Origin of the sequence: Paraburkholderia sp. SIMBA_054, assembly GCF_046534875.1 — a bacterium.
GTDB classification, from domain to species: Bacteria; Pseudomonadota; Gammaproteobacteria; order Burkholderiales; family Burkholderiaceae; genus Paraburkholderia; species Paraburkholderia hospita.
The window spans coordinates 110335-135035 of record NZ_JAWRXV010000008.1; the positions used below are offsets into that span (position 1 = coordinate 110335).

The window sequence follows — 24701 nt, forward strand, 5'->3', positions numbered from 1 at the left end:
GTTTTGAGGTCCTTGGTGTGATGCAGGAATGCGATCAGTGCGTTTGCACGCCGAGTTCTTCGAGCAGGACGAAGCGCAATTCCTGCGGCGTGTGATTTTTCGGTTGGAAGGAAGCCGCGATGCGTCCCGCGCGCATAACAAGAATCCGGTCGGCGAGCGTGAGCGCTTCGTCGACGTCATGCGTGACGATCAGCACACCCGGCTGATGACGTGCAACGAGTTCCTTGACGAGCCCGTGCATCTTGATCCGGGTCAACGCGTCGAGTGCGGCGAATGGTTCGTCGAGCAGTAGCAGCGCGGGATCACGCACGAGTGCGCGCGCCAGTGCTACACGTTGCGCCTGGCCACCCGAAAGATTGCGTGGCCAGTCGTTCTCGCGCCCCGACAAACCGACCTCGGCCAGTGCATGGGACGCGCCAGCCCGGCCAATTGTCGTTTCATGACCGAGGGCGACGTTCTCCCACAACGTGGCCCAAGGCAGCAGTCGATGCTCCTGAAACACGACGGAAGGGCGTTCAGGCGCGCGGATCTGTCCCGCGTCAGGCTGGTCGAGCCCGGCGAGCGCGCGCAACAGCGTGGTCTTGCCGCAGCCGCTTTCGCCGAGCAGAGCGACGAATTCGCCCTTGTGAATGTCGAGATCCAGCGCATCGATGACGACACGCGTGCCATAGCGCCGCTGCAGGCCACGTACCGAAACCGCCAGCGCAGAACTGCTCGCGCGATCCTCGACGAATGCCGAGGCGTTTGAATCGGGGAAAAGCGCAATGCTCGCGGTCACTTGTGTACTCCATTGGCGTAATTCGCGTGCCACGACAGGAAGCGGCCTTCGAGTGCGCGCACCAGCGCGTCCGCCACGACGCCGATGATCGCGTAAATGATTATGGTCAACACGATCACGTTGGTTTGCAGGAATTCGCGGGCGTCCATGGCCAGAAAGCCGATGCCTTTTGTCGTCGCGAGTGTTTCGGCGATGACCAGTGCGAGCCACGCATGAGCGAGCGCGTAGCGCACGCCGGTGAGGATCGACGGCATCGCGCCCGGCAGGATGATGCGTCGCACGACGGCCGGCCAGTTCAGCCCGATCACCTTGGCGAGTTCCATCAGCTTTGGATCGATCTGGCGGATGCCCAGCATCGTGTTGATATAGATGGGAAACAGAACCGCGAGCGCAACGAGGAAAATTTTCGCGACCTCGCCGACGCCGAACCACACGATAACGAGCGGCAACATCGCCAGGAAGGGCACCGCGCGCACCATCTGGATCGATCGGTCGAAGATCGCCTGGGCCAGCGGCGAGAAGCCAACCATGATGCCAAGCGCAAGGCCAATCGTTCCACCGATGATGAAGCCGGCTACAGCACGCAAAAGCGAAACACCGAGGTGAACGAAAAGCTCACCATTTCGGGCAAGATCCAGCGCGGTTCCGAGCACACTGCTTGGAGCGGGTAGCACCTGTGGCGTGATGACCCCGATGCGAGCGGCCGCCTCCCAGATCACGACGAGCAGCGCTGGAATAAGCCATGAAAGCCACCTGTACAGCGCGGCTTTCGATACGCCTGAGCGTGTTCTTGTCGAAGAGACATGGCTGTTGCGAGAAGAAATTAGATCAGCCACGTGAGTTCCATGATAGCGATGAAGAGAGAGCGCTCCGCTGCGGCGCTAATGCGCACAATTCGATGTCAAAGCAGAGAAAAAACCTCAAAGACAGACGCGCCTTCCAAAAGGAGAGCTTCGTATTAAAAGCCGATTCGGATCGCAATCACAAACGCTTTTTTATGCTTTGCTTTTCAGTTTCAGAGAGTAGATGCAATGACGCCATTCGAAACGATCTGCCATCAGTTGCTTATGAGAAATCAGGCATACGAATGTTCGACGTGCGCAGTATCGTGTCATGCACGTCCACCTGATATCGAGGAGAGAAAGCATGTCGACCGTTGAACCGGAGATCCATGATGTCGCTGCGCGCGTGCCCGCACAGCGATCACCCGAAGACACAGCGCATGAACCCGTTTCCCGTTTCGGTGTGCCGGACGAAAGCAGGCTGCCGCCGCATGTCGCCGAAATCTATGCGAAGTTCCGGCGCCAATACGGATTCGTGCCGAACTGGCTGGCAGCGCTCGCCATCAATCCCGACACGGCCTACCGTCTGGTCGTTTTCTACGAGCATCTCTTCGATCCGCATCGCAGTCACCTGACGGCGGCGGAGCGCGAGCTTGTGGCAGTGGTGACATCGTCGGCGAACCAGTGCAGCTATTGCGTGTTCAATCACACCCAGGCGCTCGCCGCGGCGCTCGGCGATACGGTGCGGGCACAACGCATCGCGCAAGGATTTCATCATGTGCGGCTCTCGCTGAAAGAGGAAGCACTCGCCGTCATTGCAGAGCGTCTGACGCGGGACCCGACCGCGATCGGTGATGATGATCTTCAGCGTCTCAGGCAGATTGGTTTCACACGCGAAGCCATCGTCGAGATACTGGAGATATCCGCGTTCTTCAGCTATGCAAACCGGCTGACCATCGCATTGAACGTCGTCCCTGACGATCAGTTCTGTGCGGGCCGTGACCTCAAGCCGCATTGATATACGTCGAAAGGGCAAGCTCTGCGTCCGCCCAGGCAGCGATCACGGAAATTTGCTTTCCTTAGCGCCGAATCGAAGTTCCTGCGAAATCGAAATCGCGAATCGATATTGGCGAGAACGCGGCGCCACTGCTGATAATGGTCCGCAAGAGCTATTCCCTTCGACCTTCGAGCGAAAAGGAGTGCAAACATGGCAGCAGTGATCGACCACATCGGTGCACCCGCTTTATCCCGCCTTGCGGTGCCTGCACGAACCGCGCTTCCCGACGATATTCGCAAGCTCATCGACGAGCAGGGCGGCGACAACTGGATTCGCGCGTTGTCATTGAATCCGGAAACGGCGCGGCGCTTCGTGCAGTATTTCGGCAGTCTGTTCAGTGCGTCCGGGCAGCAACTGGCCCTTGCAGAGCGCGAGTTGATTGCAGTGGTGGTGTCGTCCGCCAACGGCTGCGGGTTGTGCGCGCTTCATCACACGCACGCGCTGGGGGAAGCGCTGGGCGATCCCGCGAAGGCGCGTCGTGTTGCCGTCGATCTCCATTTTGCTGAACTCACGCCGCGCGAAGCAGCGCTCGCCAGCCTCGCGCTGAAAATCACACGCACGCCCCGAGACATCGAGGCCGCTGATTTCGACCGGCTCCGCGCGCAGGGTTTGTCGGAGGCGGCGATCCTCGAAGCCGTCGAGACGGCATCGTGGTTCAACCATACCAATCGCATTTTCATTTCGACGGGTGTCCTGCCGGATGACCGGTACTTCAGCGACGCCGCGTGACAGGGGAGGTTCACCATGAGCACGACACTGGAACATGAAGGACTCGTCCGAAGCGAACCCGGCACGACGGCTGACAGGGCAGCGCTGCCGTTGCTGTCGGATGCGCTGCTCGAACGGATCGGCGCTCGCGCGGCGGATTACGATCGCGAGAACCGGTTCTTCGAAGCCGACCTCGACGAACTGAAGCAAGCGGGCTTTTTGCGCGCAAGCGTGCCGCTCGAACTGGGCGGGCTGGGGCTGACGCTGCCGGAACTGGTGCGCGAGCAGGTGCGGCTGGCGTACCGTGCGCCTGCCACGGCGCTCGCGCTGAACATGCATCTGTACTGGGCGGGGGCGGCGTTGCATCTGTGGCGGCGAGGGGACCGTTCGGCTGAGTGGATTCTGCGCGAGATTGCGGCGGGGAAGGTGTTTGCAGCGGGTCATGGCGAGCCCGGAAACGATCTGGGACTTGCCGATTCGCTCGTCAAGGCGACGCCGTTGCCGGGCGGTGCATACCGGTTCGACGGCCACAAGATTTTGACCTCGCTCGCGCCCGCGTGGGACTGGCTCGGCGTGCATGGACGCGACGACAGCGATCCGGCGAATCCGAAGATCGTGCATGCGTTTATTCGCCGCGACAGCGGCGGTCATCGCACGGCGCAGACATGGGATGCGCTTGGCCTGCGCGCCACGCGCAGCGACGATACGTGGCTCGACGGCGCGGTAGTGCCCGCAGCGCACGTGATCCGCGTGCTGCCCGCCGGCGACCCGGATGATCCGTTCGTCGACGGCATTCTCGGCGCAGTGCTGCCCGGGCTCGGCGCTGTGTACTACGGAATCGCGAAACGGGCGTTCGACCTTGCTTTGGCGTCCGCGACCACACGCCGGTCGCAGGCGCTGGGCGGTCGCACTTACGCATACAAGCCGCTGACGCAATGGAGCGTGGCGGAGGCGGCGATCGCGCTGGAGAGCATCGATGCGTTGCTCGATCGAACGGCCGAGCAATGGTGGCGCGGCTATGCGCAAGGCGAGCCGTGGCTTGCGAAGCTGCTGGCCGCGAAGCAGCACGCTGTCGACGGCGCGCTGCGGGTCGTGAACCTCGCGTTGCAAATCGCGGGCGCGAGTTCGCTTTCGAGGCGCAACGAACTGGAGCGGCTGTATCGCGACGTGCGGGCCGGCGCGTTCCATCCGCCCAATGCCGATGCTTCACATGAGCTTATCGGCCAGTCCTGGCTTGGCGTGCTCGGCAAGGCCGGCGTACCCGCCTGAGAACCCGCTTTGTTCCGATTGCTGGAGGCATGATGCTTTTTTACCACTGCGGAGCGGCCGTCCAACCCTCGGTGACTAGAAGCGGCGGCTTATTCGTGGCGCGCGTGGCGATTCTCGAACAGGATGGCGATGCGACTTCGCTCGGTGACCTGGGGCACTTTGCGAACCGGCAATCGGCGCTGGCGTTTGCCGTACGATGCGGAACGGCATTCGCCGACCATCAGCCGTTGCCGAAGCCACCCTGTGAGATTGGCGGCTGACGGGCCAGGGACGTCACCGCCACGCCATGCACCTTTGAGGGCCGTACGGTTCGTGGCTTTATACGACCACTAAGGTTTCGGCATGAAATTGTGCATCGACGGGTTGCGCGCAATCAGGCGCGACATCCTCGATCATTCGGGTCAATCGCGCCTTATCTGCTTGATAGAGGTCCGAGTTCATTCGGCTTGCCAGGAGCATCCACACAAACAGGGCCTCGTTTGCGGCTGCGGCGAAGAATACCCGTTCGCTCGCTTCATGTCGTGACCGTTTTTTTCTGGCGGCTTTCACGAGGGTGGCAATCCGCTTTTCCATCACCAGCGTTAGCGCTTCGTAGTCTATGGTGTCTGCGTTCATACCCGTTCCCGTCTCCTGTCTTGCGATGGGTGCAATGATAGGAGCGAATCAAGTCATGACTTGACAGTGCGTCTCAGTTTGCACGCGAGCATGGATCCGGAACACAGCAGCACATCGTATTTGCGTCAGGTCACGCCGAGTTCGAAAAGGCGATGCGTTTCGTCACGTTCGGTGCCGCCAGCGCGCGCTTTTGTCCAGCCGAGCGCGCGGCCGTAAGCGCCGAGCGCCCCGTTTTGCACGAGTTGTGTCTCGTCGACGGCAACGTGGCCGGCTGCAAACGGATGCACGTACATGGCATCGGCCGGGCAATACAGCTCGCACATGAAGCACGTCTGACACTGGTCGGGGCGCGCGATGACGGGAATGCCCCCCTTCACTGCATCGAATACGTTGGTGGGGCAGACATCGACGCAACGGTCACACGCGGTGCAGCGTGATTCGCTGATAAGTTCGATCAAAACGATAGGTCCTGTCAGGCGATCTCAGGTTGAACGATGGGCTTCCAGCTGATAGCGGGCGCTTTCACGCCGCCGATCAGCAGGCGCGAGGCGTCCTCCGTTCGCAACGGGAAGTCGTCGCGCCGGTGCAGTCCTCGCGTCTCGCGCCGCGCCAGCGCGCTCGTGTACGAGAGTTTCGCCACGTATAGCAACGCATAGGCGCTGCGGCTTGCGGCGAGCGACGCATCGTCGCCGGAACGGGCGGCGAGTGCCTCGTCGATCGCGCGCAAGGCGGCTGAGAGACGCGGCTCGCTTCGAAACAGCTGCACAGCGGGTGGACGCACGTCGCGTTCGAGCGTCGCAGCGGCGGCGCGTGGATCGCTTGTCGCGAGTTGCGCATAGTGCGGTTCGATGTCGACGGGCGACGCGCTGCCATGCAGCTTCGCAAAGCGGCTTGCCGCCTCGCCCGACCAGCTTCCCGTGGCGATCGCCCAGGCCGCGTTCGGCGAGCCGCCGCCCGTGCGCGCGCCGACGATCGATTCGCGCGATGCCGCATCGCCTGCCGCATAGAGGCCGGGCACATCGGTGCGGCCGTCGGTATCGACGAGACGGATGCCGCCCGTGCCGCGCACCGTGCCTTCGTGGCGCAGACCCACCGGAAAGCGCGTGCGGAACGGGTCGATGCCCATTCGGTCGTAGGGGAGAAACGCATTCGCCTGGCCCGAGCGCAGCCATCGTTCGACGTCGGGCGTCGCGCGATCGAAGACGGCGAACACGGGCTCGTTCATCAATGCCTTCGCGACCGGGATGAACGCGTCGTCCTCGTCGATATGGATCGGACTGCCGTCGCCCGTCGAGTAACTTGCCCAGATGAACGGCAAACCCTTCGTGACCGACGAGAACGCCGCCGCGAGGCCGTACTGGCTGGAGAATTCCATCCCCGAGAAGAGCGCGCCCGCCTCAGCCGCAGCGAGATGACCGTCGCCCGTGCAGACGTTGGTGCCGAGCGCGCCGCCCAGAAACGCGCAGCCGCCTGTGGCGATCACGCAGGCGTTCGCGCTCACGCGCCAGCGCGAGCCGTCGCGACGCTCGCCGAAGGCGCCCGTCACGCGGCCTTCACGCTCGTCGTGAACGAGTCCGAGCAGCGGCGCATGGTCCAGGATAGTCACGCCGGCGCGTTTGATCTGCTGACGCATGAAGCGCATGTAGTCCGGACCGCGCAGCGTCGCGCGGTTCGGCGTGCCGTCGTCCCTGCGCGGAAACGGATAGCGCAGCGCTTCGAGCCGACGCAATTGGCGCGCGGCCGTTTCGAGCACCTGCGAGGTCCATGACAGTTCGCTGAGTTCGCCGCCAGAGCGAAAGCGTTCCTTGAAATGACGCTCGTATTCGTTGGGGTCCGGCACGTACCAGACATTGTTGTTCGATGCCGCCGCGGCGCCCGAGGTGCCGCAATAGCCCTTGTCAGCGAGTACGACCGTCGCGCCGCTGCGTGCCGCCATCAGCGCGGCCCATGTGCCTGCCGGGCCGCCGCCCGCGACGAATACGTCGGCGCGCAGCGCAATATCGTCTGCATGAACGGATGACGTGCTCATGCGTGTCCATCCCATGGCACGAGTGCTTTTTGCAGACGTCGCAGACCCCATTCGATCGAAGCCGCGATCAGCGCGATCACGATGATGCCCATGATGACCACGTCGGTCTCCAGGAATTGGCCGGCGGACTGGATCATGAAACCGAGCCCGCGCGTGGCCGCGATCAGTTCCGCTGCCACCAGCACCGACCAGCCGACGCCGAGGCCGATGCGGATGCCCGTCAGCACGTCGGGCGCGGCAGAAGGAACCACGACGTAACGCACAATCTGCCAGCGTGTCGCACCGAGCGCCCTTGCGCCGCGAATGCGCCCAGGCTTCACGCGGCGCACGCCTTGCTGCGTGGCGATCGCGAGCGGCGCGAACACCGCGAGCCAGATGAGCAGCACCTTCGACGGCTCGCCGATGCCGCACCAGATCACGATGAGGGGCAGATAGGCAAGCGGCGGAATCGGGCGATAGAACTCGATCAACGGATCGACGATGGCCTGCGCGACGCGATTCATGCCCGTGAGAATGCCCACAGGAATCGCTGTGACGATCGCGAGCAACAGCGCCGCCAGCATGCGGTGCAGGCTCGCGAGCGTGTGCTCGAGCAGGGTCGCGTTGCTGGAGCCGTCGATAGCCACGGTCACGAACTTCTTCGCCACGGCCGCGGGCGATGGCATGAAGACAGGGCTCACGAGTTCCAGACGCGACGCAATGCCCCACGCCGCGATCAGCACGATCACGGTCGCAGCACTGATCCAACGCGAGCCAGCCAAAGACCAGCGCGGCGCCCGCGTCGCGCGCGGCGCGCCGGAACGGGCGGTAGCCTTCGGCAACGCGGAAGGGGCGCGCGCCGGGTGATCGGCGGCATTCATATCGTCTCTCCTTCATCGGCGAAGAACCCGGTTTCGAGTTCATCGCGCAGCCGGACGAACGCCGGGTCGTTGCGGATGGCCCGCGCGTTTTCGCCCGCCGCGAAGCGACGGCCGAAGTCGAGCCCTCGCACGGATTCGATACGACCTGGATCGCCTTTCATCAGCACCAGATCGGTCGCCATGAAAAGCGCTTCCGTAATGTCGTGCGTGATCATCAACATGCCTTTGTCGTAGCGCGTCCACAGTTGCAGCAGATACTCCTGCATGCGTTGGCGCGTCAATGAATCGAGCGCACCGAGCGGTTCGTCGAGCAGCAGATAGCGCGGATCGACGGCGAGCGAACGCGCAAGGTTCACGCGCTGACGCATGCCGCCCGAGATCTTCCAGAGCGGATAGTCCGCATAGCTGGCGAGGCCCGTCAGCGCGAGCAGCGAATCGACCTTCTCGCGCACCACGCTGCGCGGCACGCCTCGAAGCTGCAAGCCAAAACCGATGTTCTGTTTGACATTCTGCCAGGGCAGCAATGCGTCGTCCTGCGAGACGACGCCGCGTTCCGCGCCCGGCCCGGTGACGGCGACGTTGTCCAGCGTGACCTTGCCCGCAGTGGGCGCGATGAACCCCGCGATCACGTTGAGCAAGGTGGTCTTGCCGCAGCCCGAAGGACCGAGCACGACAGTGAAGCTGCCGTCGCGCAGATCGAGATCGACGTTCGACAGTACGGTCCGGCGTCCCACGCCGGTATCGAAGTCGACGCTGACGGATTCAACGCGGATCATCGCTTTGCCTTACTGTTTGCTTGCCTGCTGCACATAGGCCGAAGTGACCGTCGGACGATAATCGGGCAGCACGGAATCGAGGCGTTTCTGCTCCTTGAGGAATTTCGACGTGTCCGCGAGGGCCGTCGCCGTGCCTCCGCCGAGCAGCGCGCTACCCGACTGCTCGGTGAGCAGCGGATAAGTCGTGCCGTGCAGCAGCGGCGGCACGTCGGCAGGGTCCGATCCGCTGACACGCGCAATCGCCGTCACTTCCGGCGAACTCGCCGTCCAGTTCGCGCCGTTCTTGCGATAGTCCTCGTTCACCTGGCCCGTCACCTTCGCGAAGCTCACGAGAAAGTCGGGATGCGACTGCGCGAAATCCTTACGCGCGACCCAGGCGAGGAAGGTCGGCGCGCCCCATTTGCGCACGTCGGCCGAGGTGGTGAAGACCTTGCCCGTCTTCTGGATCTTGCCGAGCGCCGGCTCCCACACATACGCGCCGTCGATGTCGCCGCGCTGCCACGCCGCCGCGATTTCGGGCGGGGCGAGATTGAGGATCGTCACGCGATCCGCAGGGATGTTCCAGTGCTTCAGTGCGGCGAGCAGGCTGTAGTGCGTGGTCGACACGAACGGCACGGCGATCTTCTTGCCGATCAGGTCCTGCGGCGTGTTGATGTTGCTGCCGTTGCGCACGACGAATGCTTCGGCGGAGCCAATTTCCGCCGCGACGAAAAACGTCTCGATCGGCAGGCCGCGCGTGACGCCAGCGGCTAATGGACTGCTGCCTGTGAAGCCGACCTGCACGTCACCCGATGCCATCGCGGCGATCACATCGGCGCCCGTGTTGAACTTGCGCCAGTTGATCTGGTAGCCGCTGTCCTTCTCGTAGAGCCCTTTGGCTTGAGCAATCTTCGAAGGCTCGATGTCGGTCTGATAGCCGATGGTGACCGTCTTGTCGGCGGCATGCGCGGGCGACGCGCCGAGAATCGCGCTGGCGAACAGCGGCGCGATGAGGCGAACGAAAAACCGTGTATTCATTGGATGGTCCCCAGGTTGATAAGCGAACACTGTCAATTTGCGGCGCGACGCTCAGCGCGCGGAATACAACACCGCATCGATCTCGACGCGGGCATCGCGGCCCAGTTGCGCGACGCCGATCGTGGTGCGCGCAGGCAGTCGCGCCGCATCGTCGAAGTAGCTGTCATAGACACGGTTGAAGCCGGCGTAATCGGCGTTGAAATCGCGTAGGTAAATCCGCACGAAAACCGTATCTGACAGCGCAAAGCCTGCGTGTTGAACGATTCGCTCGATGTTGTGAAAACACAGCTTCGCCTGCGCTTCGATGCCCTCAGGCAAGGGCTTGTCTGGAGCGTTAGGATCGACGGGAAGCTGCCCTGTCACATGTAGCCAGCCGTTGGCCTCTACCGCATGGCTATAACGCGCCGATGGCGGCGGCGGGGCGGCTGTTGGAGACTGGTGAAACACGATGGAAGACATGCGGTTTCGACTCCCCGGACGGCTTGAGTGCTGGATAATCGATGCGTCGTTGTTATAACAACGTCATGGTGAGGCGAGTATAGATTTGTGCTTGTCGCACGCAAAACGATGATTTCTGACATGCTTATCTGGCCGCTGGATTTGGCTCAGGGTTTGGCTGTTTGGCACAATGATGCAGACAGCAGCGGATGGGTCGCTGCAACCATTCACATATCGATGAGAAGAAACAGACAATCCACCGCGCCCCTCTACGAGCGCATTCGCGACGCGCTGCATGCACGCATTCTCGACGGCACTTATCCGCCTGGATCGCGTCTGCCGATCGAGCATGCGCTGTGCGAGTCGTACGGCGTGAGCCGGATCACGATCCGTCAGGCGCTGGAGCGATTACGTCAGGAAGGATGGATCGAAAAGATTCACGGCCAGGGCACCTTCGTGCAGAGAGCGCGCGCCGTGCAGAACATCAGCGCGCTGCAGAGCTTCTCCGAGGCGATGATGCCGCTCGGGCACCGTGTGTCGAACCGTGTCGAAAGCGTGCATGTGGTGAGCGTCAACAGCCAGCTCGCGAGCCGTCTGCAACTGGAAGCAGAAGCGCGCGTAACGGAAATTCAGCGCGTGCGCTTGCTCGATGGCCTGGCCGTATCGTTCGAATTGACGTATGCGGCGCGAGAAGTAGGGGAGCAGTTGCTCGATGCGGACCTCGAGAACCGCGATATTTTTCATGTGATCGAGCAGGATTGCGGCGTGCGCATTGGCCATGCCGATCTGTCGATCCGTTCGATGCCGGCGAGCGAAAAGGTCGCGCTCGCGCTGGGCGTCGGGTCCGGAAGTGCGTTGCTCGGGATTGAAAGGCTCGTGTACAGCCGCGATGGCGCGCCTGTTCTCTTCGAAGCGCTGAGCTATCGCGGCGATGCGTTCCAGTATCAGTTGAGTATCGAGCGGGCGAAGCGGTAGATCGAGGTGAGTTGTCGGGTACAGCTTGTTACCGCGAACAGTCGATGCCCTGTTATTCTGAACACGACTCATCCGACGCGTAAATGCATCCACGCGTCGATATGCAGGTCAATGGAATGTGGGCATACAGCAAGGGAGCACATCATGGACATGGAAAAGCCCATCATCACGCCGGAAGAATTCGTGGACGAGATCAACCGTCGCCTGCCGGATCACGACTGTTATACGCAGGGCTTGCAGATGTTTCTTGTTCCGAGGGGCGCAATGCCCGATGAGGCGATTGGAATCGACTGGGAACCGCGAAATGCACGCAATGGCGTGATCGCAGTCAGCGAGGTTCACAGAGAGGTTGCCAGCGAGTTTTCCGTCAGCAAGCACCTCGGGCGTCGACACTAGGGAGCGTCGCATTGCCCCACATGCACTCGGCGAGTCTTTCTGATCAGGAGATTGTGTACTTGTTCTGAGGGCCGCCGGTGTACACCGTTCTCGCGATCTCCAGGATTTTTTCGCGGTTGTGGTCGAATGCGGCGAGCAACGAGGATTCGTCAGAATCCTTGTTGGGGTTCAGTTTGACGAGCACCACATCATCGACCTGGAAGACAATCTCACGGGCATTGTCATAACCCCAGAAGCAGACGCAATGTCTCGACGCGTCGTGGATCCGGGCCGGATTGGGAAAGTTGATTACCGCGCTGGCTTTTGCCATTTATTCACCCTTACAGACATATCGCCACTTGCTCGCGTTGACATCGAGGCGGGCATCCATCTCTAGACGCTTCTGCGCGCGTTCGTTTTCCGCCTTCTGTTGCGCCGAGACACGCGCCGCCTGCTGGCTCGCGTAGTCGCTTTGCTTTGAAGGAGGGGCCGGATACACCTTGGTTTGCTTTTGCATATGGATTCCAGAAAGTAGTTGCGGAATGATTTTGATGCTGTGACATATACGGATTACTGCATTGGGCGCTTCATTCCCTCCGCCTCGATTGCAGCGTTGCGTTCCTCGCTCGCCTCAACGGGTTCCATTGACTCGTCGAGCGAAGCGATCGCCCGTTCTGTGACAGACCTGGTTTCAGTGAAAGGTGCGCCAGATGCGCCGTCTTCGTCGACGGGAGGTGCCAGCATGTCGTGGAGCATCGCGTGCAGCTCGGGCGTGTTCCAGGGCGCGCTGCGTTGTTTTCTCCTTTTTATGTAATGTCGCACTTCCGCGTCCTGTTCGGCGGTCAGTGGCAGGCCGCGGAACGTATTTTGAGGCGTGGCTTCGAACATGAGAGCCTCCTTCGTTCACTATAGTTCGAGTGTAATCCTATTGTTCGATAAGCGCGAACTGTTGGTGACCGTGCGGCGTAATTCGTTCATCTGCAGATTCGAACGCGCCAGTCATATTCCCGCAATCTATACCGATTTCTCCACAAAGCGCGCGATTTACCGATGCCTTACGTGCTGCCGTATCGCCCATGCCGCAACCTGAAAAATTGAGGAGTTTTGACTTTGTAAAGCAGTGTATGCTGAACAGCACGTCTTTCGGTGATGGACGGAAAGGAAGAAAGACATGAGTGGACCGCGATGCCTCACGGTGCGGCACAAAAGCGTTTATCGCTATTCCGAGCCGGTGAGCTTCGGCGAACACAGGATGATGTTCCGCCCGAGGTCCAGCCATGATTTGCGTCTGGTTAGCTCGGAATTGCGTATTGTGCCGACGCCTTCGCGCCTGCACTGGATGCACGACGTCTTCGACAATTCAGTCGCAGTCGCGACGTTCGCCGAAGAGGCGTCCCAACTCGTATTCGATAGTAGCGTCACGCTCGAGCATTACGAAGCGCCCGCGCCCGAGTATGCGATCGAGCCGTATGCCGCAACCTGGCCATTCGCGTACACCAACGATGAAGCAACAGAACTGGTCAACGCACGAAGCCGGCGGCATCCCGATGCGGATGTCGACAAATGGGCCCAGTCTTTCATTGCGCAAGGCCGCGACACCTCGACGATGGCGTTGCTCAGAGACATGACGGCTGAGATCAAAGAGCAGTTTCTTTACGCCCGGCGCACGGAGAAAGGCGTCTACCGTCCGGCTGATACGCTGAGTTTTCGTAGTGGGAGTTGCCGGGATTTCGCGGTTCTGATGATCGATGCCGTTCGTTCTCTCGGACTCGCTGCACGGTTCGTCAGTGGCTATGTTTTTGTTCCGGATCATGACGCCACGTCAGGAGGCGGTTCCACTCACGCGTGGCTGCAGATATTTCTGCCCGGCGCAGGATGGGTGGATTTCGATCCGACCAACAGCATTATCGGAAATCAGCATCTGATCCGGGTTGCCGTGGCTTGGGACCAGCACCAGGCGTTGCCTTTGTGGGGAACGTGGACGGGCGCACCCGCGTCGTTCAGGGGTCTGGATGTCGACGTCAGTGTCACCGAGGACGGCTGTTGAATTTTTCTTCGAGGGGCCGCTGTAATGATGCTTCGCGTAGGCTATAGACTGATTTACGAGTGCGAGCAGCATACGCCAATGATGCTGATGCTCAACACGCACTTCTCGTGTGTGCAGAATGTGCTGTCGGCCGACCTTCTTGTCGTTAATCCACCCGTCGGCATTGCTCAGTATCGGGATGGTTTCGGTAATCTCTGCAGCCGGCTCGTTGCGCCGCCGGGCCGCTTCGAGATGTCGACGACCGCGTTGCTCGATGTCTCCGATCGGCCCGAGGAAACGGCATTTTGGGGTCACCAGCATCCCGTCGAGGAATTACCTGACGAATGCATGGTGTTTCTGCTGGGCAGCCGCTACTGCGAGACCGATTTGTTGTCCGAGGTTGCCTGGGAACTGTTCGGTAAGGTGCAGCCCGGCCGTGATCGCGTGCAGGCGATCTGTGATTTCGTACATCGGCATATCGACTTCGGCTATGAGTTTGCCCGATCGACGAAGACAGCATGTCATGTCTATCGCGAACGACGCGGGGTGTGCAGAGACTTTGCACACCTGGCCGTCACATTCTGTCGCGCGATGAATATTCCCGCGCGGTACTGTACGGGGTATATCAGTGACGTCGGTGTGCCGCCGCCTCATAGTGCGATGGATTTCGCGGCCTGGTTCGAAGCTTATGTGGGCGGGAGCTGGCAAACATTTGATCCGCGCAACAACGTGCCACGCATTGGACGGGTACTGATGGCCCGAGGACGGGATGCGGCCGACGTCGCAATCAGCAATACGTTCGGTCCGGCCAAGCTCGTTGAATTCACCGTGCATTGCGCTCCTGAAGAGGGCTAGGCGGACCAACGATGGGACGTGAGGCGCGGTCCCGGCGCAAGTAGGGTCATCCGTCTGTAAAACGCCGCAGGGAACCGGGTGTAGTCGCCGACTGCACGCCATAACGGCTGCGAAGCTCGTGCATCGCGGCAAGCGTGATATACGCGGAGCGGGTCATGTGACGCTCCTTTGCGTCGCCATCGATTTGTCGCAACACATCTTCGAGCAGACTGATCTGTACGCCTACTGCTTTCGACGTCACCCGCGCAAGATTAATGTCGATAAACATCCAGAGTCCTTCCCCGTCATCCATATCGAGCTCGTGCAATTCCGATGTGCTGTTGGTCGGCGCAGGTATGAGTTGCTCGCTTTGGTCATACATCAACTCGACGACCTTCTGCGCATTGCGCTTCAATTCGCCAAACGATTTTCCCTGTGCTTCGGCGCGGGGAAAATCAGGGAAACTGGCGCGAAAGCCAGCGTCGCCATCGCGGCATACATAAACGGGATATTGCATAAGTGCTCCTCAAATGATCCTCGCCGTGTGCAGCCGCGCGGATCCGGAACGGGAAATGGTGGGAAGGCGAAGGGACTGAATTGACGATGCGCGTAAAGCGGAGGAAACGCAAACTAAATCGTGATGAAGCGGGGAAGGAGCCGCACTGGGCGGGAATGTCCATTGCGCTACTGTTTTCTCTAACCCACTACGAGGAATTCCCGGACATCGGGAGGCGTATTCATGAAAAATCCATGGCTGAAAAAGAACCCGTTCTTGAGCATGTGGCTGAGTGGCGCGAATGCCGTGGCTGGATCCGCGCGCGGACGCGTGGCAGCCGCCGCGAAGCGTGAGACTGTCAATTTCTGGACCGCGGCGCTGACGCCGCCAAAGCCCAGGAAGCGTCGGGCGCGTCGCTGATTGGACGAAAGCGGATCGCAGCCGGCAGGGGAGCGCGCTGCTCACGGCGGCGAGACGCCCGGAGAAAATAGCTGGCACAAGAAAATAGATCGCGACAGCCGCTATAAATGCGCACAGAATGACGGGATAACGTAGCCGCACCCGCGGCTGGGCGAAAATGGGAGAATCATCATGGCAAAGGGTCAACTGCGCGGTAATCGCGAGGCAAAGAAGCCTAAACAGCCGAAAAAGCCGTCTCCTGCGGCGAACCTTTCCACCTGGAAGACTACGCCGAAGGCAACAGCACGAGACGAAGAAGGTGCAAACAAGAAATAATCTGTGGCTCCTGGCGTTGAGAACGTGGGCGTTCTTATGCATTCGCCGGGAGCGGATCAGACAGGTAGTCGGGGAAGCGAATTAACGAAGGGGATTAAGTCAGAGATCGGATTATCACTGCGAGTTCGGGTAAATCGGGGAAAGCCTTGTATATTCTCGCTAGCGCTCGGTTACCCGCACCTTATTCATATCATGATTCAACTTTTTCCCCCTCACTTCGCGATGCAGTTTCGCGCTTTCGAAAAGGCGCGAATGCCAATCGACATTTGATTGCCTTGAAGAGGGAGTCACCATGAGTAGCCAGTCCTGTGAAGCATATCGCGGCTACAGCATAGATGTTGAAGTCACGGCCAACAACGTCGTCTCGCTCAGCGGAAGAGAGCTACGTTACTCTGTGTCGTGGTCGATAATCTCGCTCCAAGTGCTGTCCACACCCATTGCCAGTCTTCCCGAGCGACTGGAGTTTTTATCGCCGGATGATGCCTTCTCATACGGCGAACGGCGGGCGCGCACGTTTATCGACGGTTCGTTGTTGTCCGATGTTCAATGAACTAATGTGAGGCGGCAGCCCGTTCAACCTGGACGAGCCTGGCGCTGATCCTGCTCGGGCCGCAGCGGCGCGGGAGGAACGACTGTCTCGACATGACCGGTCTCTACGTCATAGACGAGACCTGTCACCGTGAATCCGCCCGGAAGATTCGGGTTGGCTTTCAGCGATGCTACGTCGAGCGCGACCGCCTTGTACGGATCGGTAATTGCGAGATCGTCCAGCTTGTCGTCTGCCACACCCATATACTTCGACAGCAACCTCGGCGCGTGATGGTAGCAACCATTGATTCCGCAATCGGTATGCTGAAGCACGATCAGCTTCCAGCCGTCGCCGACTGCTTCTCCTGCCGCGCGCGACACCGTGCCGAGGATCGCCATCGTTTCGAGCAGCGCCGGGTTCACGCGTCCGCCGACGTTACGGATGATGGCCGCTTCACCCGGCGCCATCTTGAGCACGTCCATTGGATCGACGCGCGGATCGACACAACCGATGATCATCGTGCGTTGCGACGGCAGCATCTTCAGATCGGCGTTAAAGCCGGTTTCCGCGAATTCAGCGTTGCGGTGAGAGAGCGTTTCGAAAAAGTCCATGACTACCTCTATCGTTTATCGTGAGAAATCGGGTTAGGCGGGGGTTACGCGCGTTGTGGCAGCCGCATGGACATCATTGCCTGCAATCCCTTCGGATCGGCTGTGAAGGCTGCGTGAATGCCGCGAGATTGATCGCCGGCGACGATCTCGTCATTGGTGCCGGCCTGGATCGCATCGAGCGCATCCGTGACGACTTCCTGCGGCGTCATGCGCGGCTCGGGCAGCTTCGCGCCCATTTCCGTTTCCGTCTGAACGGCGAGGACGCCGACCACCTGCGTACCCTGTGCGCTCAATTCAGCGCGCACGCTGCGGGTCAGCGACAGGCTCGCCGCTTTGGAGGCCGAGTAGGTCGCCGCCACGGGCAGGCTGATCAGCGAGAGCATCGACAGCATGTTGAGCAGTGCGCCACCACCGTTCCTGGCCAATACGGGAGCGAACGCGCGGGTTAGCGCCAACGTGCCGAAATAATTGACTTCCATCTCCTGGCGGGCGTGGTCGATGTCGGGTGCGGAGATGGCGCCTTCGAAAGCGGCGTAGCCGGCGTTGTTGATCAACAGCGTCACGTCCGATGCGATGACGGCGGCAGCGGCCACCTGATCGGGGTCGGTGATGTCGAGCGGAAGAGGTACGAGCCGTCGATCGCCATCTTTGAGAAGCGCTTTGAGCGATGTGGTGTCACGCGCGGCGACATAGATCTTCGACGCGCCTCGCTTGAGCAGTTCGGCGACAAATACGCGCCCAATGCCACGATTTGCGCCAGTGACGAGCACGACAGAGTTAGAGAGTTGCATGATGATGACCTTTCGAATTCGATTGGAAATAGCGGTGGGTTCCCGTTTTCGAAGAAGCGAGCGGGAACCCGCGGATGTCATTTGCCGTTGAGCTTGTCGGCGTGAAGGCGGGCGAATTCGCCAACGGTCATCGACCTGCGGCCCGTCAGCTTTTCGACGTTGTCATCCGTGCCGGACATCCGGCCATTGTGGTAGTCGGCCATTGCGCCGCGCAGATGCTGGACGATATAAGGCGGTACGCCCATCGCCTCGATCGAGCTGCAATATTCGTCGATCGGCAGATCCTGAAAGACGATCTTGCGACCGAGCGCCTCGGACAATTCCGTTGCCATCTGCTCGTGATCCATTTCGACGGGACCGGAAAGCGGGATCGTGGTGCCGATATGGCCTTCCGGATTTTTCAGCAGCGCGGCAATGGCGCGGCCTTGATCGTCGGCTGCGATGGGCGAGTGACGACCCTTGCCGACGGGCATGCGCAGAATGCCTTGTTGCAGATACGGAAGTTGCCAGGGATAGAGCAGCCACTCGAGGAAGTAAGTGGGACGAAGATGAATGACGGGCAGACCCGACCAGTTGAGAATCTCTTCCGCGATGTACGTGTCGCGGCACGAATCGCTGGTGGACTCGCGGTTGGCTGAGCGCTGCGAGAGATTGATGACGGTCTTGACGCCTGTTTCCCTGGCGGCTTGGGCGAAGTTCACGGTCGCGTTGATCAGTCCGGGCTGCACGGGCCAAACCAGATAAGCCGCGTCCACCCCTTTCATGGCGTCGCGAACGGTATTGATCTCCAGAAGATCGCCGACGACCACTTCAGCGCCGAGCGCTTCGAGCGCCGCCGACCGGTCGTCTTTACGATGCACCATCGCACGCACGCTGAGACCGAGCGCGATCGACTCGCGAACCGCGGCGCGACCCGTATCGCCCGTGGCGCCTGTAATCAAGACTTTCTTTGACATAGTTAATATTCCTTAGTAACTAGAGTTGAATGATTTCGAAGCCGTACCGTCGTGACCCACGCGAATGGCATGCATCACACAGACCAACTCGGTGAATCGCTTTCTTCTAATCGGCGATTCGTTTCCTTGGATCTAAATATCGCGTATTGCGGCGCAATGCGGTAGCCGTCGTTTGAAGCTATGACCTATCCTGGAACAGCATGAATCGGTTCGAGCGGAGTCCGGAGCGTCTGAACGCGCTTCCGGACGGCCCACACCTGATCAGTGCGCGGGCGCTTGCAGCGGGTACTCGATGACGAACTTCGACAGGTTCGCGTTGATGAACTGCTCAACCGTCGTCAGCGGCTGGCCGATGATTTCCGTACCGGTGCTGTCGGTGCCTGCCAGCAGTCCTTCTTGCTGATCGATCGTGACGGCTTCGAAATGGCGCCGCATCGCATCGGCATGCTGGAGGCCGAACAGTTCAAGAAACGTCGATACGGTGACATGCTCGTAGGGAAGCTCTTTACCGAGCACGCGGCTCACTTCGGCGGCGAGTTCCTCATGGCTGTATTCGACGGGCCCGTGAAGCGCCAGTGCCTTTCCGACGTAAGGGGCCGAATTGTCGATAACGCCCGCAATGATGCGCGCAATGTCGCTGCCGGCGATGGGTGCGAAGCGGCTGTCCTTGTTGTACGGCATCACATAGCGGCCATAGCGGATCTGTGGCGCGATATAGAGCAGCCACTCGGCAAAGAACGTGACTCGCAGGTGCACCGAAGGCACCCCGGACCAGTTGAATATCTGCTCGGAGAGCCAGTGGTTTTGCGTCGCCTTGCTGCGCGCGGCGGGACGGGACTGTTTATGCGACATGTTCACGATCAGTTCCAGATCCTGCTCTTTTGCGGCCTGTGCGAAGATCACTGCCGCTTCGACCAGCCCTTCGGCGAGCGGAAAGCAGAAATAGGCGCGCTGGACGCCGGCAATGGCGAGGCGAATATCGCGCAGGCTCATCATGTCGCCGAATACGACCTCGGCGCCCAGATTGCGCAGTTGCTGTGCGCGATGGTCATCCTTGCGCACTAGCGCGCGGACATGAAAACCCTTCTCGAGCAGGCGCTCGACGGTCGGACGGCCGGTGTCGCCAGAAGCGCCGCTCACGAGAACTGTGGTCATCATCAATTACTCCAGATACGAAGCCGCAGCGCGTAAAAATCGCTGCAGACTTCAGTTGCAGGGCGGTGGGGACATCGGAAGCAGGGCCCTTGCGTGGTTCCGATCAGAGCTCGGCAATCGATGCCGGGCCACGTCGACAATTTGGCGTTTTCGCTTCAATCCCGGTAGCCACTGGATTCGGCTAACATTTATGCTGGATGTGCATTGATGCGAGCCGGACCGGTTAATCGGCCCTGTTGTCCGCTGGAGAAAGGAGGGAGCTTGAAGGACGTCCTTACGTTCAGGCTTTACACCCGCGTCGCGCGGCTCGGCAGCTTTTCGGCGGCGGCGCGGGAATGCGGACTGGCGCAATCGCAAGTGTCGAGAATGATCGCCGAACTCGAAGCGGGCCTCGGCGCTCGCTTGCTGACGCGAACAACGCGCGCAGTGGTGCCGACGGAAGCAGGTCTGGAGTTTCTAGCCCGCATGGAGCCGATATTGGCGGCCATCGATGACGCGGAGAACAGTGTTCGCGAGACGGGCGAATTGCGCGGCGTGCTGCGCGTTGCGATGCCTTCGACGATGGCCATCTGCGTGGTGCTGCCGCGCCTTTCCGCCTTCACAGAACGTCACCCGTCGCTCAGAGTCGAGGTCATGCTCGACGACCGGTGGCAGGACATGATTCGCGAAGCAGTCGACGTCGGCATCCGCGTGGGCAGTCTGCCGGACTCGGCGGGCACGGCCAGGTTGATCGGCACGATGCATCGGGTTGTCGCGGCTTCGCCTGCCTATCTCGAGCGGCACGGCACGCCGGCGTTGCCGGAGGACATCGCCACGCATCGCATCGTAGGCGGCCCGGCCGGGGCGCACGTGTCCTCATGGCAATTCGAGCGCGATGGCGAGACCGCATCGGTTGACGTGCAGCCGCATGTTTCGACCAACGACACGGCGGGCGCGCTTGCAGCGGCGGTTTCCGGCCTTGGAATCGTGTCGACGACATCATGGGCGTGTCGATCGCAAGTCGAAGATGGCACGCTCGTGCACCTGCTGCCCGATTGGAAAATGGCGGAACTGCCCGTGCATGCCTATTTTCCGATGGGGCGTGCCAGCCGTCTCGCAGCGCGTGCGTTTGTCGAGTTCATCGCGACCGAACTAAAAAATGAACCGCTCGACTTTATTGGACCGTGCCTTGTTGTCGGGGCTACCGCAGAATCTGGAAGAAGATGAAACGACTATTACTCGCTGCGCTCGCAGCCTGCCTTGTCGCGACTTGCGTTCATGCGCAAAGCAACGCGTCCGGCCCGTTCGTCACGCCCGCGGGCACACTGCAATTCTCGCGTGTAGACCGCGATTACGTGGGGATGCTCGACAAGGTTATTTTCGATCGCTTCGGCGCGAACACGCTCACGCATTTCGATGACCTCGACGACGCCAGTCAAACTGTCACGCGTGCGCTTGTGCAGACCGATTCCGGCCCGGTGCTGTACGACTTTCGCCGTCAACCGCCACTCGTGCAGCGCTCGGGTAAGCGCATGACGGTCAAGCGCGTGTTCTGGCAACCTGACGAAGTCGTGATGCAAAGCTCGCAAGGCTGGTTCCGGTTCAAAAGCGGCGTGTTGACGAAGCTCCAGTCGTCCAAGACTACTTACCATTGATCGCACGCAGCGCAAATACACGCTCGCCAGCTATGGATTTTTATAAGGCCTTCTCAATGTAAAATGCGATGCCGAGGTATTGGGCAGTCAATAACTAGAATAGACGGGATAGAGCATGCGATCACCAGATGCGGGGTCATCGTCATTTACCGGCGATACATTATTCGAACTCGGACTGAATATACCGCCGTGGCTAATGATTCCTTTGGCGTTGTTAGCCACCGAGTTGTTGCCCCTGCCGCTCGACTATGTTGCTGATGTGTTCTTCCCGGACCAGCAGATTGGCGGCCCGGGTCTAGGCTCACGCGGCATCGTCTCTGCCTTGATTCTCGGTTGCCTGATCGCACCTCTGGCTGAAACCGCATTCAACCAGTGGGGATGCATCACGTTACTTCGCAAGAGATTAGGTGTCAGCCCTTGGACAGCGATCGTGTTGTCGGCAGCGCTCTTTGCGGCTATGCATACCTATAGCTGGAAATACATGCTGACGACGTTTCCCATTGGTATCGTGCTGGGTTATGTATTCGTAGTCGAACAAATGCGTCAGGGCCGGGCCTTCTGGATGGTCGCGTTGATTCATTCGTTGCGAAACGCCATTTCTATTGCGCTTGTCCATTACCTGCCGTGAAAATAGCGCGGGCGAACGAGTGTCTTTCTTCCGCCCCGTAGCTACGCGAACTCACGTACGAGCCCTCAGGGTATCCCCAGAAATAAAACAATTGACGTGATTGGTTCGGTTCCCGCGCCTGGCCCGAACGATGTTTGCATTCAGCTTGCAATACTCGAAAAGTTGCCTATCGTCAGTTGTCGGGGCGTTCGTTCCGCGCTTCCAGGGAACAGTCGCGCGGGCGCATAGAGCGCCGGGCTTGAAATGACAGTCGCGTAGCCAACAAGAGAGAGGTCGTCGTGAAGCCGGTTCCTCCCGCGGTGCTGTTTTCCGTTTCCGTTGTCGGCGCTGCGGCCGGAGCGTGACGTGTCCATGCCCGGCGCCGAGATCAACCAGTATGCGGCCGAGCTGGGCACGCAGCTTTCGGCTGTAGGGACGCAGCCGGCAAACCGGATTGCCTCGCTCCTCCAGGCCGCGACGGAACTTGCGGCGTTGGCCGATCGGTCCGCTGGCTCGATGACCAGCGCCGAATGGAAGATGGCTGTGTCCCAATGGGAGGCAGCCCGCGACGCCTTCGGCGCCGCGCTGTCAAAGGCACTCCTCGGTCCTCTCGCGGACATCCCGGGGGTCGCCGCGCTCGCCGACGATCTGGGCAAGCTGTCCACCGAGGGCATCCACGGCAGCGTTGACCTTGGCCCGGTTCATCTCGAAGTCGCCTCGTCGATGCTGGTTATCCAGCCCCCCGAGTTTAGCGACCTGGTTGGCACGCCGGACCCGGTCACGATTGGCCCTTACCAGGTCGGGGAGGTTGCGGCCAGCATCGCGTCGCCATTCGGCGGCGGGGGACCGGGCGGCGGATCGCTGGTCAGACTGCCCGCGGCGGGCGGCTTCGGCGGCACGCTTGAACTGCCGCTTGGCGCCGTGCAGGTGACTGCATCCGCAGTGCTCGCGACCATCAACGGCCAGCCGTCATTCCTCGCCGTCCTCGGCGTGCAATTCCTGCCGCCTGTCCAGTTGTCCTTTGGCTTCTCGCTCGACCGCGTCGGTGGGATTGTCGGCGTCAACCGCCGCCTCGATCCTGAGGCATTGCGCGCGGCCGTGCGCACGGGCGGCGCCGGCGATGTGCTGTTCGCCGTGAAGCCGCCCGCGTCGCCATTGTCGCTCGTGACGGCGATCGACGGGTTCTTCCCCGCCCAGCCCGGCACGCATCTGGTCGGCCCGACGCTCAAGCTTGCGTGGCTCTCTTTCGGTCCGGCCGGGAGCCTGCTCGGACTGGACCTGGGCGTGATCGTCGAGTTGCCGGCGGGCCGTGTGGCCGTGCTCGGCGTGGGCCGCATCGCGATTCCTGGGCTCGACGTACTGCTCAATCTGCGGCTCGATGTCCTTGGCCTCGTCGATCCCGTGGAGCAACTGGTTAGCGTGGACGCGAGCCTGGTCGACAGCAGCGTGCTTGGCATCTTCGAGGTCTACGGTGACGGCGCGATGCGGCTCAGCTGGGGCAGCTCGGCGTACTTCGTGGTCAGCGTGGGCGGCTTCTTCCCGGGCTTCAATCCGGAGCCGGCCCGCCTTCCGGCACTGCGGCGTGTCGGCATGACGGTGAACAACCCGGTGCCCATCATCGACATCCGCACCGAGGGCTATTTCGCCTTCACGACCAATACCTTGCAATTCGGCGGGCGGATGGAGGTCTCCATCTCGCTTGGCATCGAGGCGCATGGATTCGTCGAGGTCGATGCACTCGTCCAGTTCCGCCCGTTCCATTTCGAAGCGCATATCGCGGCGGGTTTCGGTGTGTCGGTGGAGGGCTTCAGTTTTGCGTCGGTCACGCTGTCAGGCATGATCGGTGGCCCGGGTCCCATCGTGATACGCGGCACGCTCTCGATCAGCGTGTTCCTCTTTTCTCTGGACTGGGACGAAACCTTCACGTTGGGCAGCGGGCCCGCCGATGCGCTGCCCGCGCCCGTCTCCCTGCTGAAGCTCATCGCTGAAGAGCTTGGCAAGCCGCAGAGCGTGCAGAGCGCGAGCATCGCGGACGCGCAGGTGGTGCTGAAGCCGCGTCCCGGCACGCCGGGACTGGCGGCCGTGCCGGCGACGGGCGCGCTGCAGGTCTTGCAGCACCGCGCGCCGCTGGGCTTGCTGATCGACCGTGCCGATGGACGTCCGCTGGGTGGGCCACAAGGCGTGAAGGTGGACGGCGGAAGCGGCGACGTGACCGAGCGCTTCAGCCCCGGAAGCTACATTACGCTGACGCAGGCGGAAGCACTGAACCGGCCTCCATTCGATGTGCTGCCCGCCGGCCGCGTGCTCTCGTTGGCCGATCCGCTGCTCAATGCGAACCGAACGCCCGAGGACCGCGAGGTCGAGCAGATCGTTATTGTCGGCAGCCGCATCGTGCGCGAACACGCGTGGACGCTGCTGACGCCGCTCGGCGAGCTGTCCGCGATGGTGGGAGCGGCAGCGCGCCCGCCCGCCCTCAGCGACGTCGCGCCGGTCATCACCGCGACAGCGGAACAATGGAGCGCGTCGAACACCGGCGAAGTCTTCGGCAGCGCCACGGCAGCGCATCAGTCTGCCCGCTATCGCGGCGGCATTGCGCTTGCCGCCAGCGATGTGGCGGCACCCGTCGACCTCGCCACGGTGTAGCGAAT

33 protein-coding genes are annotated in these 24701 nt (G+C 61.1%); 16 read left to right on the forward strand and 17 right to left on the reverse strand.

All coding sequences use genetic code 11. The features are described 5' to 3' along the window. Window positions 1-34 precede the first annotated feature (34 nt). A complete protein-coding gene (locus tag SB822_RS12075) occupies window positions 35-778 on the reverse strand; it encodes an ABC transporter ATP-binding protein (RefSeq protein ID WP_410854764.1) in 744 nt (247 codons plus the stop codon). Then, complete coding sequence (locus SB822_RS12080; RefSeq protein WP_410854765.1) at window positions 775-1614, reverse strand: ABC transporter permease subunit; 840 nt, start codon at window positions 1612-1614, stop codon at window positions 775-777. Before SB822_RS12080 ends, SB822_RS12075 begins: the two co-directional genes overlap by 4 nt. On the opposite strand from SB822_RS12080, the gene SB822_RS12085 reads away from it, so the two are divergent. The 5 genes from SB822_RS12085 (at window position 1521) to SB822_RS12105 (ending at window position 4854) form a co-directional block, all read left to right on the forward strand. Then, window positions 1521-1907, forward strand: coding sequence for a hypothetical protein (locus tag SB822_RS12085; protein ID WP_410854850.1), 387 nt, complete (start codon window positions 1521-1523; stop codon window positions 1905-1907). The genes SB822_RS12080 and SB822_RS12085 overlap by 94 nt on opposite strands. Window positions 1908-1924: 17 nt before the next feature. Next, window positions 1925-2578: a peroxidase-related enzyme gene (locus SB822_RS12090; protein ID WP_410854766.1), complete on the forward strand. Its 654-nt coding sequence runs from the start codon at window positions 1925-1927 to the stop codon at window positions 2576-2578. 189 nt (window positions 2579-2767) lie between these two features. Next, window positions 2768-3346: a peroxidase-related enzyme gene (locus SB822_RS12095; RefSeq protein WP_079492534.1), complete on the forward strand. Its 579-nt coding sequence runs from the start codon at window positions 2768-2770 to the stop codon at window positions 3344-3346. A 15-nt stretch (window positions 3347-3361) separates the two neighbouring features. Then, entirely contained in the window at window positions 3362-4594 is a 1233-nt protein-coding gene (locus SB822_RS12100; RefSeq protein ID WP_079492537.1) for an acyl-CoA dehydrogenase family protein, read from the forward strand. Between the two features lie 32 nt (window positions 4595-4626). Further along, entirely contained in the window at window positions 4627-4854 is a 228-nt protein-coding gene (locus SB822_RS12105; protein ID WP_039899706.1) for a hypothetical protein, read from the forward strand. A 58-nt stretch (window positions 4855-4912) separates the two neighbouring features. On the opposite strand, the gene SB822_RS12110 is transcribed toward SB822_RS12105, so the two are convergent. The 7 genes from SB822_RS12110 to SB822_RS12140 all read right to left on the reverse strand — a co-directional run bounded on the left by SB822_RS12110 (window position 4913) and on the right by SB822_RS12140 (window position 10350). Next, the gene (locus tag SB822_RS12110; RefSeq protein ID WP_079492540.1) at window positions 4913-5209 is read right to left on the reverse strand and encodes a hypothetical protein; all 297 of its coding nucleotides are present in this window, start codon (window positions 5207-5209) and stop codon (window positions 4913-4915) included. 125 nt (window positions 5210-5334) lie between these two features. Then, complete coding sequence (locus SB822_RS12115) at window positions 5335-5667, reverse strand: ferredoxin family protein (RefSeq protein WP_007576629.1); 333 nt, start codon at window positions 5665-5667, stop codon at window positions 5335-5337. 14 nt (window positions 5668-5681) lie between these two features. Beyond that, window positions 5682-7238, reverse strand: coding sequence for an FAD-binding protein (locus SB822_RS12120; RefSeq protein ID WP_410854767.1), 1557 nt, complete (start codon window positions 7236-7238; stop codon window positions 5682-5684). Continuing rightward, complete coding sequence (locus tag SB822_RS12125; protein ID WP_007576633.1) at window positions 7235-8098, reverse strand: ABC transporter permease subunit; 864 nt, start codon at window positions 8096-8098, stop codon at window positions 7235-7237. Before SB822_RS12125 ends, SB822_RS12120 begins: the two co-directional genes overlap by 4 nt. Further along, window positions 8095-8874: a taurine ABC transporter ATP-binding protein gene (locus tag SB822_RS12130; protein ID WP_410854768.1), complete on the reverse strand. Its 780-nt coding sequence runs from the start codon at window positions 8872-8874 to the stop codon at window positions 8095-8097. The genes SB822_RS12125 and SB822_RS12130 overlap by 4 nt, the downstream gene beginning before the upstream one ends. A 9-nt stretch (window positions 8875-8883) precedes the next feature. After that, window positions 8884-9891 (reverse strand): taurine ABC transporter substrate-binding protein, encoded by a 1008-nt coding sequence (gene tauA, locus SB822_RS12135; RefSeq protein WP_007748221.1) that lies wholly within the window; start codon window positions 9889-9891, stop codon window positions 8884-8886. Between the two features lie 51 nt (window positions 9892-9942). Next, complete coding sequence (locus SB822_RS12140; RefSeq protein ID WP_410854769.1) at window positions 9943-10350, reverse strand: RidA family protein; 408 nt, start codon at window positions 10348-10350, stop codon at window positions 9943-9945. A 216-nt stretch (window positions 10351-10566) separates the two neighbouring features. Here SB822_RS12140 and SB822_RS12145 point away from each other — a divergent pair, with 216 nt between their 5' ends. Together SB822_RS12145 and SB822_RS12150 are read left to right on the forward strand one after the other, a co-directional pair. Then, a complete protein-coding gene (locus tag SB822_RS12145) occupies window positions 10567-11304 on the forward strand; it encodes a GntR family transcriptional regulator (protein WP_318268340.1) in 738 nt (245 codons plus the stop codon). A gap of 144 nt (window positions 11305-11448) precedes the next feature. Further along, window positions 11449-11700 carry a hypothetical protein gene (locus SB822_RS12150; RefSeq protein ID WP_007576644.1) on the forward strand — a complete coding sequence of 84 codons (252 nt, stop codon included), beginning with the start codon at window positions 11449-11451 and terminating at the stop codon, window positions 11698-11700. Window positions 11701-11743: 43 nt separating this feature from the next. On the opposite strand, the gene SB822_RS12155 is transcribed toward SB822_RS12150, so the two are convergent. The 3 genes from SB822_RS12155 to SB822_RS12165 are packed head-to-tail and all read right to left on the reverse strand — an operon-like array spanning window position 11744 to window position 12567. Then, window positions 11744-12010: a DUF1488 domain-containing protein gene (locus SB822_RS12155; RefSeq protein WP_007576646.1), complete on the reverse strand. Its 267-nt coding sequence runs from the start codon at window positions 12008-12010 to the stop codon at window positions 11744-11746. After that, window positions 12011-12196 (reverse strand): hypothetical protein, encoded by a 186-nt coding sequence (locus SB822_RS12160; RefSeq protein WP_007576648.1) that lies wholly within the window; start codon window positions 12194-12196, stop codon window positions 12011-12013. Window positions 12197-12249: 53 nt separating this feature from the next. Beyond that, on the reverse strand, window positions 12250-12567 hold the full coding sequence (locus SB822_RS12165) for a hypothetical protein (RefSeq protein WP_007748206.1): 318 nt from the start codon (window positions 12565-12567) through the stop codon (window positions 12250-12252). A gap of 283 nt (window positions 12568-12850) precedes the next feature. Between SB822_RS12165 and SB822_RS12170 the strand changes: the two genes are divergently transcribed. After that, window positions 12851-13726, forward strand: a complete 876-nt coding sequence (locus SB822_RS12170; protein WP_007748203.1) for a transglutaminase N-terminal domain-containing protein — start codon at window positions 12851-12853, stop codon at window positions 13724-13726. 24 nt (window positions 13727-13750) lie between these two features. Beyond that, entirely contained in the window at window positions 13751-14560 is an 810-nt protein-coding gene (locus SB822_RS12175; RefSeq protein WP_410854770.1) for a transglutaminase-like domain-containing protein, read from the forward strand. Window positions 14561-14606: 46 nt separating this feature from the next. Here SB822_RS12175 and SB822_RS12180 read toward each other — a convergent pair whose 3' ends face one another. Continuing rightward, window positions 14607-15056: a type II toxin-antitoxin system HicB family antitoxin gene (locus SB822_RS12180; RefSeq protein ID WP_079503078.1), complete on the reverse strand. Its 450-nt coding sequence runs from the start codon at window positions 15054-15056 to the stop codon at window positions 14607-14609. Window positions 15057-15136: 80 nt separating this feature from the next. Between SB822_RS12180 and SB822_RS12185 the strand changes: the two genes are divergently transcribed. From SB822_RS12185 to SB822_RS12195, 3 genes are all read left to right on the forward strand, one after another. Further along, window positions 15137-15388, forward strand: a complete 252-nt coding sequence (locus SB822_RS12185) for a hypothetical protein (protein ID WP_161556759.1) — start codon at window positions 15137-15139, stop codon at window positions 15386-15388. 238 nt (window positions 15389-15626) lie between these two features. Then, a complete protein-coding gene (locus SB822_RS12190) occupies window positions 15627-15770 on the forward strand; it encodes a hypothetical protein (protein WP_007748194.1) in 144 nt (47 codons plus the stop codon). A 292-nt stretch (window positions 15771-16062) separates the two neighbouring features. Then, the gene (locus tag SB822_RS12195) at window positions 16063-16320 is read left to right on the forward strand and encodes a hypothetical protein (RefSeq protein WP_410854771.1); all 258 of its coding nucleotides are present in this window, start codon (window positions 16063-16065) and stop codon (window positions 16318-16320) included. A 23-nt stretch (window positions 16321-16343) separates the two neighbouring features. On the opposite strand, the gene SB822_RS12200 is transcribed toward SB822_RS12195, so the two are convergent. The 4 genes from SB822_RS12200 to SB822_RS12215 form a co-directional block, all read right to left on the reverse strand. Next, window positions 16344-16910 carry a carbonic anhydrase gene (locus SB822_RS12200; protein ID WP_410854772.1) on the reverse strand — a complete coding sequence of 189 codons (567 nt, stop codon included), beginning with the start codon at window positions 16908-16910 and terminating at the stop codon, window positions 16344-16346. Between the two features lie 44 nt (window positions 16911-16954). Beyond that, complete coding sequence (locus tag SB822_RS12205; RefSeq protein WP_410854773.1) at window positions 16955-17701, reverse strand: SDR family NAD(P)-dependent oxidoreductase; 747 nt, start codon at window positions 17699-17701, stop codon at window positions 16955-16957. Window positions 17702-17778: 77 nt separating this feature from the next. After that, window positions 17779-18657, reverse strand: coding sequence for an NmrA family NAD(P)-binding protein (locus SB822_RS12210; protein WP_410854774.1), 879 nt, complete (start codon window positions 18655-18657; stop codon window positions 17779-17781). A gap of 261 nt (window positions 18658-18918) precedes the next feature. After that, window positions 18919-19815 (reverse strand): NmrA family NAD(P)-binding protein, encoded by an 897-nt coding sequence (locus SB822_RS12215; RefSeq protein WP_410854775.1) that lies wholly within the window; start codon window positions 19813-19815, stop codon window positions 18919-18921. Window positions 19816-20073: 258 nt separating this feature from the next. Here SB822_RS12215 and SB822_RS12220 point away from each other — a divergent pair, with 258 nt between their 5' ends. From SB822_RS12220 to SB822_RS12235, 4 genes are all read left to right on the forward strand, one after another. Continuing rightward, window positions 20074-21018 carry a LysR family transcriptional regulator gene (locus SB822_RS12220; protein WP_007576666.1) on the forward strand — a complete coding sequence of 315 codons (945 nt, stop codon included), beginning with the start codon at window positions 20074-20076 and terminating at the stop codon, window positions 21016-21018. Beyond that, window positions 21015-21446 carry a hypothetical protein gene (locus SB822_RS12225; protein WP_007576667.1) on the forward strand — a complete coding sequence of 144 codons (432 nt, stop codon included), beginning with the start codon at window positions 21015-21017 and terminating at the stop codon, window positions 21444-21446. Before SB822_RS12220 ends, SB822_RS12225 begins: the two co-directional genes overlap by 4 nt. Window positions 21447-21561: 115 nt before the next feature. Continuing rightward, window positions 21562-22074 (forward strand): CPBP family intramembrane glutamic endopeptidase, encoded by a 513-nt coding sequence (locus tag SB822_RS12230; protein WP_410854776.1) that lies wholly within the window; start codon window positions 21562-21564, stop codon window positions 22072-22074. Between the two features lie 351 nt (window positions 22075-22425). Beyond that, window positions 22426-24696, forward strand: a complete 2271-nt coding sequence (locus SB822_RS12235; protein WP_410854846.1) for a DUF6603 domain-containing protein — start codon at window positions 22426-22428, stop codon at window positions 24694-24696. Window positions 24697-24701: the final 5 nt, after the last annotated feature.

Coding starts and splice junctions, on each gene's coding strand:
- SB822_RS12085 (WP_410854850.1), top strand. CDS start 1,521: ATGAAAGCCACCTGTACAGCGCGGCTTTCGATACGCCTGAGCGTGTTC.
- SB822_RS12090 (WP_410854766.1), top strand. CDS start 1,925: ATGTCGACCGTTGAACCGGAGATCCATGATGTCGCTGCGCGCGTGCCC.
- SB822_RS12095 (WP_079492534.1), top strand. CDS start 2,768: ATGGCAGCAGTGATCGACCACATCGGTGCACCCGCTTTATCCCGCCTT.
- SB822_RS12100 (WP_079492537.1), top strand. CDS start 3,362: ATGAGCACGACACTGGAACATGAAGGACTCGTCCGAAGCGAACCCGGC.
- SB822_RS12105 (WP_039899706.1), top strand. CDS start 4,627: ATGCTTTTTTACCACTGCGGAGCGGCCGTCCAACCCTCGGTGACTAGA.
- SB822_RS12110 (WP_079492540.1), bottom strand. CDS start 5,209: ATGAACGCAGACACCATAGACTACGAAGCGCTAACGCTGGTGATGGAA.
- SB822_RS12120 (WP_410854767.1), bottom strand. CDS start 7,238: ATGAGCACGTCATCCGTTCATGCAGACGATATTGCGCTGCGCGCCGAC.
- SB822_RS12125 (WP_007576633.1), bottom strand. CDS start 8,098: ATGAATGCCGCCGATCACCCGGCGCGCGCCCCTTCCGCGTTGCCGAAG.
- SB822_RS12130 (WP_410854768.1), bottom strand. CDS start 8,874: ATGATCCGCGTTGAATCCGTCAGCGTCGACTTCGATACCGGCGTGGGA.
- tauA (WP_007748221.1), bottom strand. CDS start 9,891: ATGAATACACGGTTTTTCGTTCGCCTCATCGCGCCGCTGTTCGCCAGC.
- SB822_RS12140 (WP_410854769.1), bottom strand. CDS start 10,350: ATGTCTTCCATCGTGTTTCACCAGTCTCCAACAGCCGCCCCGCCGCCG.
- SB822_RS12145 (WP_318268340.1), top strand. CDS start 10,567: ATGAGAAGAAACAGACAATCCACCGCGCCCCTCTACGAGCGCATTCGC.
- SB822_RS12150 (WP_007576644.1), top strand. CDS start 11,449: ATGGACATGGAAAAGCCCATCATCACGCCGGAAGAATTCGTGGACGAG.
- SB822_RS12155 (WP_007576646.1), bottom strand. CDS start 12,010: ATGGCAAAAGCCAGCGCGGTAATCAACTTTCCCAATCCGGCCCGGATC.
- SB822_RS12160 (WP_007576648.1), bottom strand. CDS start 12,196: ATGCAAAAGCAAACCAAGGTGTATCCGGCCCCTCCTTCAAAGCAAAGC.
- SB822_RS12165 (WP_007748206.1), bottom strand. CDS start 12,567: ATGTTCGAAGCCACGCCTCAAAATACGTTCCGCGGCCTGCCACTGACC.
- SB822_RS12170 (WP_007748203.1), top strand. CDS start 12,851: ATGAGTGGACCGCGATGCCTCACGGTGCGGCACAAAAGCGTTTATCGC.
- SB822_RS12175 (WP_410854770.1), top strand. CDS start 13,751: ATGATGCTTCGCGTAGGCTATAGACTGATTTACGAGTGCGAGCAGCAT.
- SB822_RS12180 (WP_079503078.1), bottom strand. CDS start 15,056: ATGCAATATCCCGTTTATGTATGCCGCGATGGCGACGCTGGCTTTCGC.
- SB822_RS12190 (WP_007748194.1), top strand. CDS start 15,627: ATGGCAAAGGGTCAACTGCGCGGTAATCGCGAGGCAAAGAAGCCTAAA.
- SB822_RS12195 (WP_410854771.1), top strand. CDS start 16,063: ATGAGTAGCCAGTCCTGTGAAGCATATCGCGGCTACAGCATAGATGTT.
- SB822_RS12200 (WP_410854772.1), bottom strand. CDS start 16,910: ATGGACTTTTTCGAAACGCTCTCTCACCGCAACGCTGAATTCGCGGAA.
- SB822_RS12205 (WP_410854773.1), bottom strand. CDS start 17,701: ATGCAACTCTCTAACTCTGTCGTGCTCGTCACTGGCGCAAATCGTGGC.
- SB822_RS12210 (WP_410854774.1), bottom strand. CDS start 18,657: ATGTCAAAGAAAGTCTTGATTACAGGCGCCACGGGCGATACGGGTCGC.
- SB822_RS12215 (WP_410854775.1), bottom strand. CDS start 19,815: ATGATGACCACAGTTCTCGTGAGCGGCGCTTCTGGCGACACCGGCCGT.
- SB822_RS12225 (WP_007576667.1), top strand. CDS start 21,015: ATGAAACGACTATTACTCGCTGCGCTCGCAGCCTGCCTTGTCGCGACT.
- SB822_RS12230 (WP_410854776.1), top strand. CDS start 21,562: ATGCGATCACCAGATGCGGGGTCATCGTCATTTACCGGCGATACATTA.
- SB822_RS12235 (WP_410854846.1), top strand. CDS start 22,426: ATGCCCGGCGCCGAGATCAACCAGTATGCGGCCGAGCTGGGCACGCAG.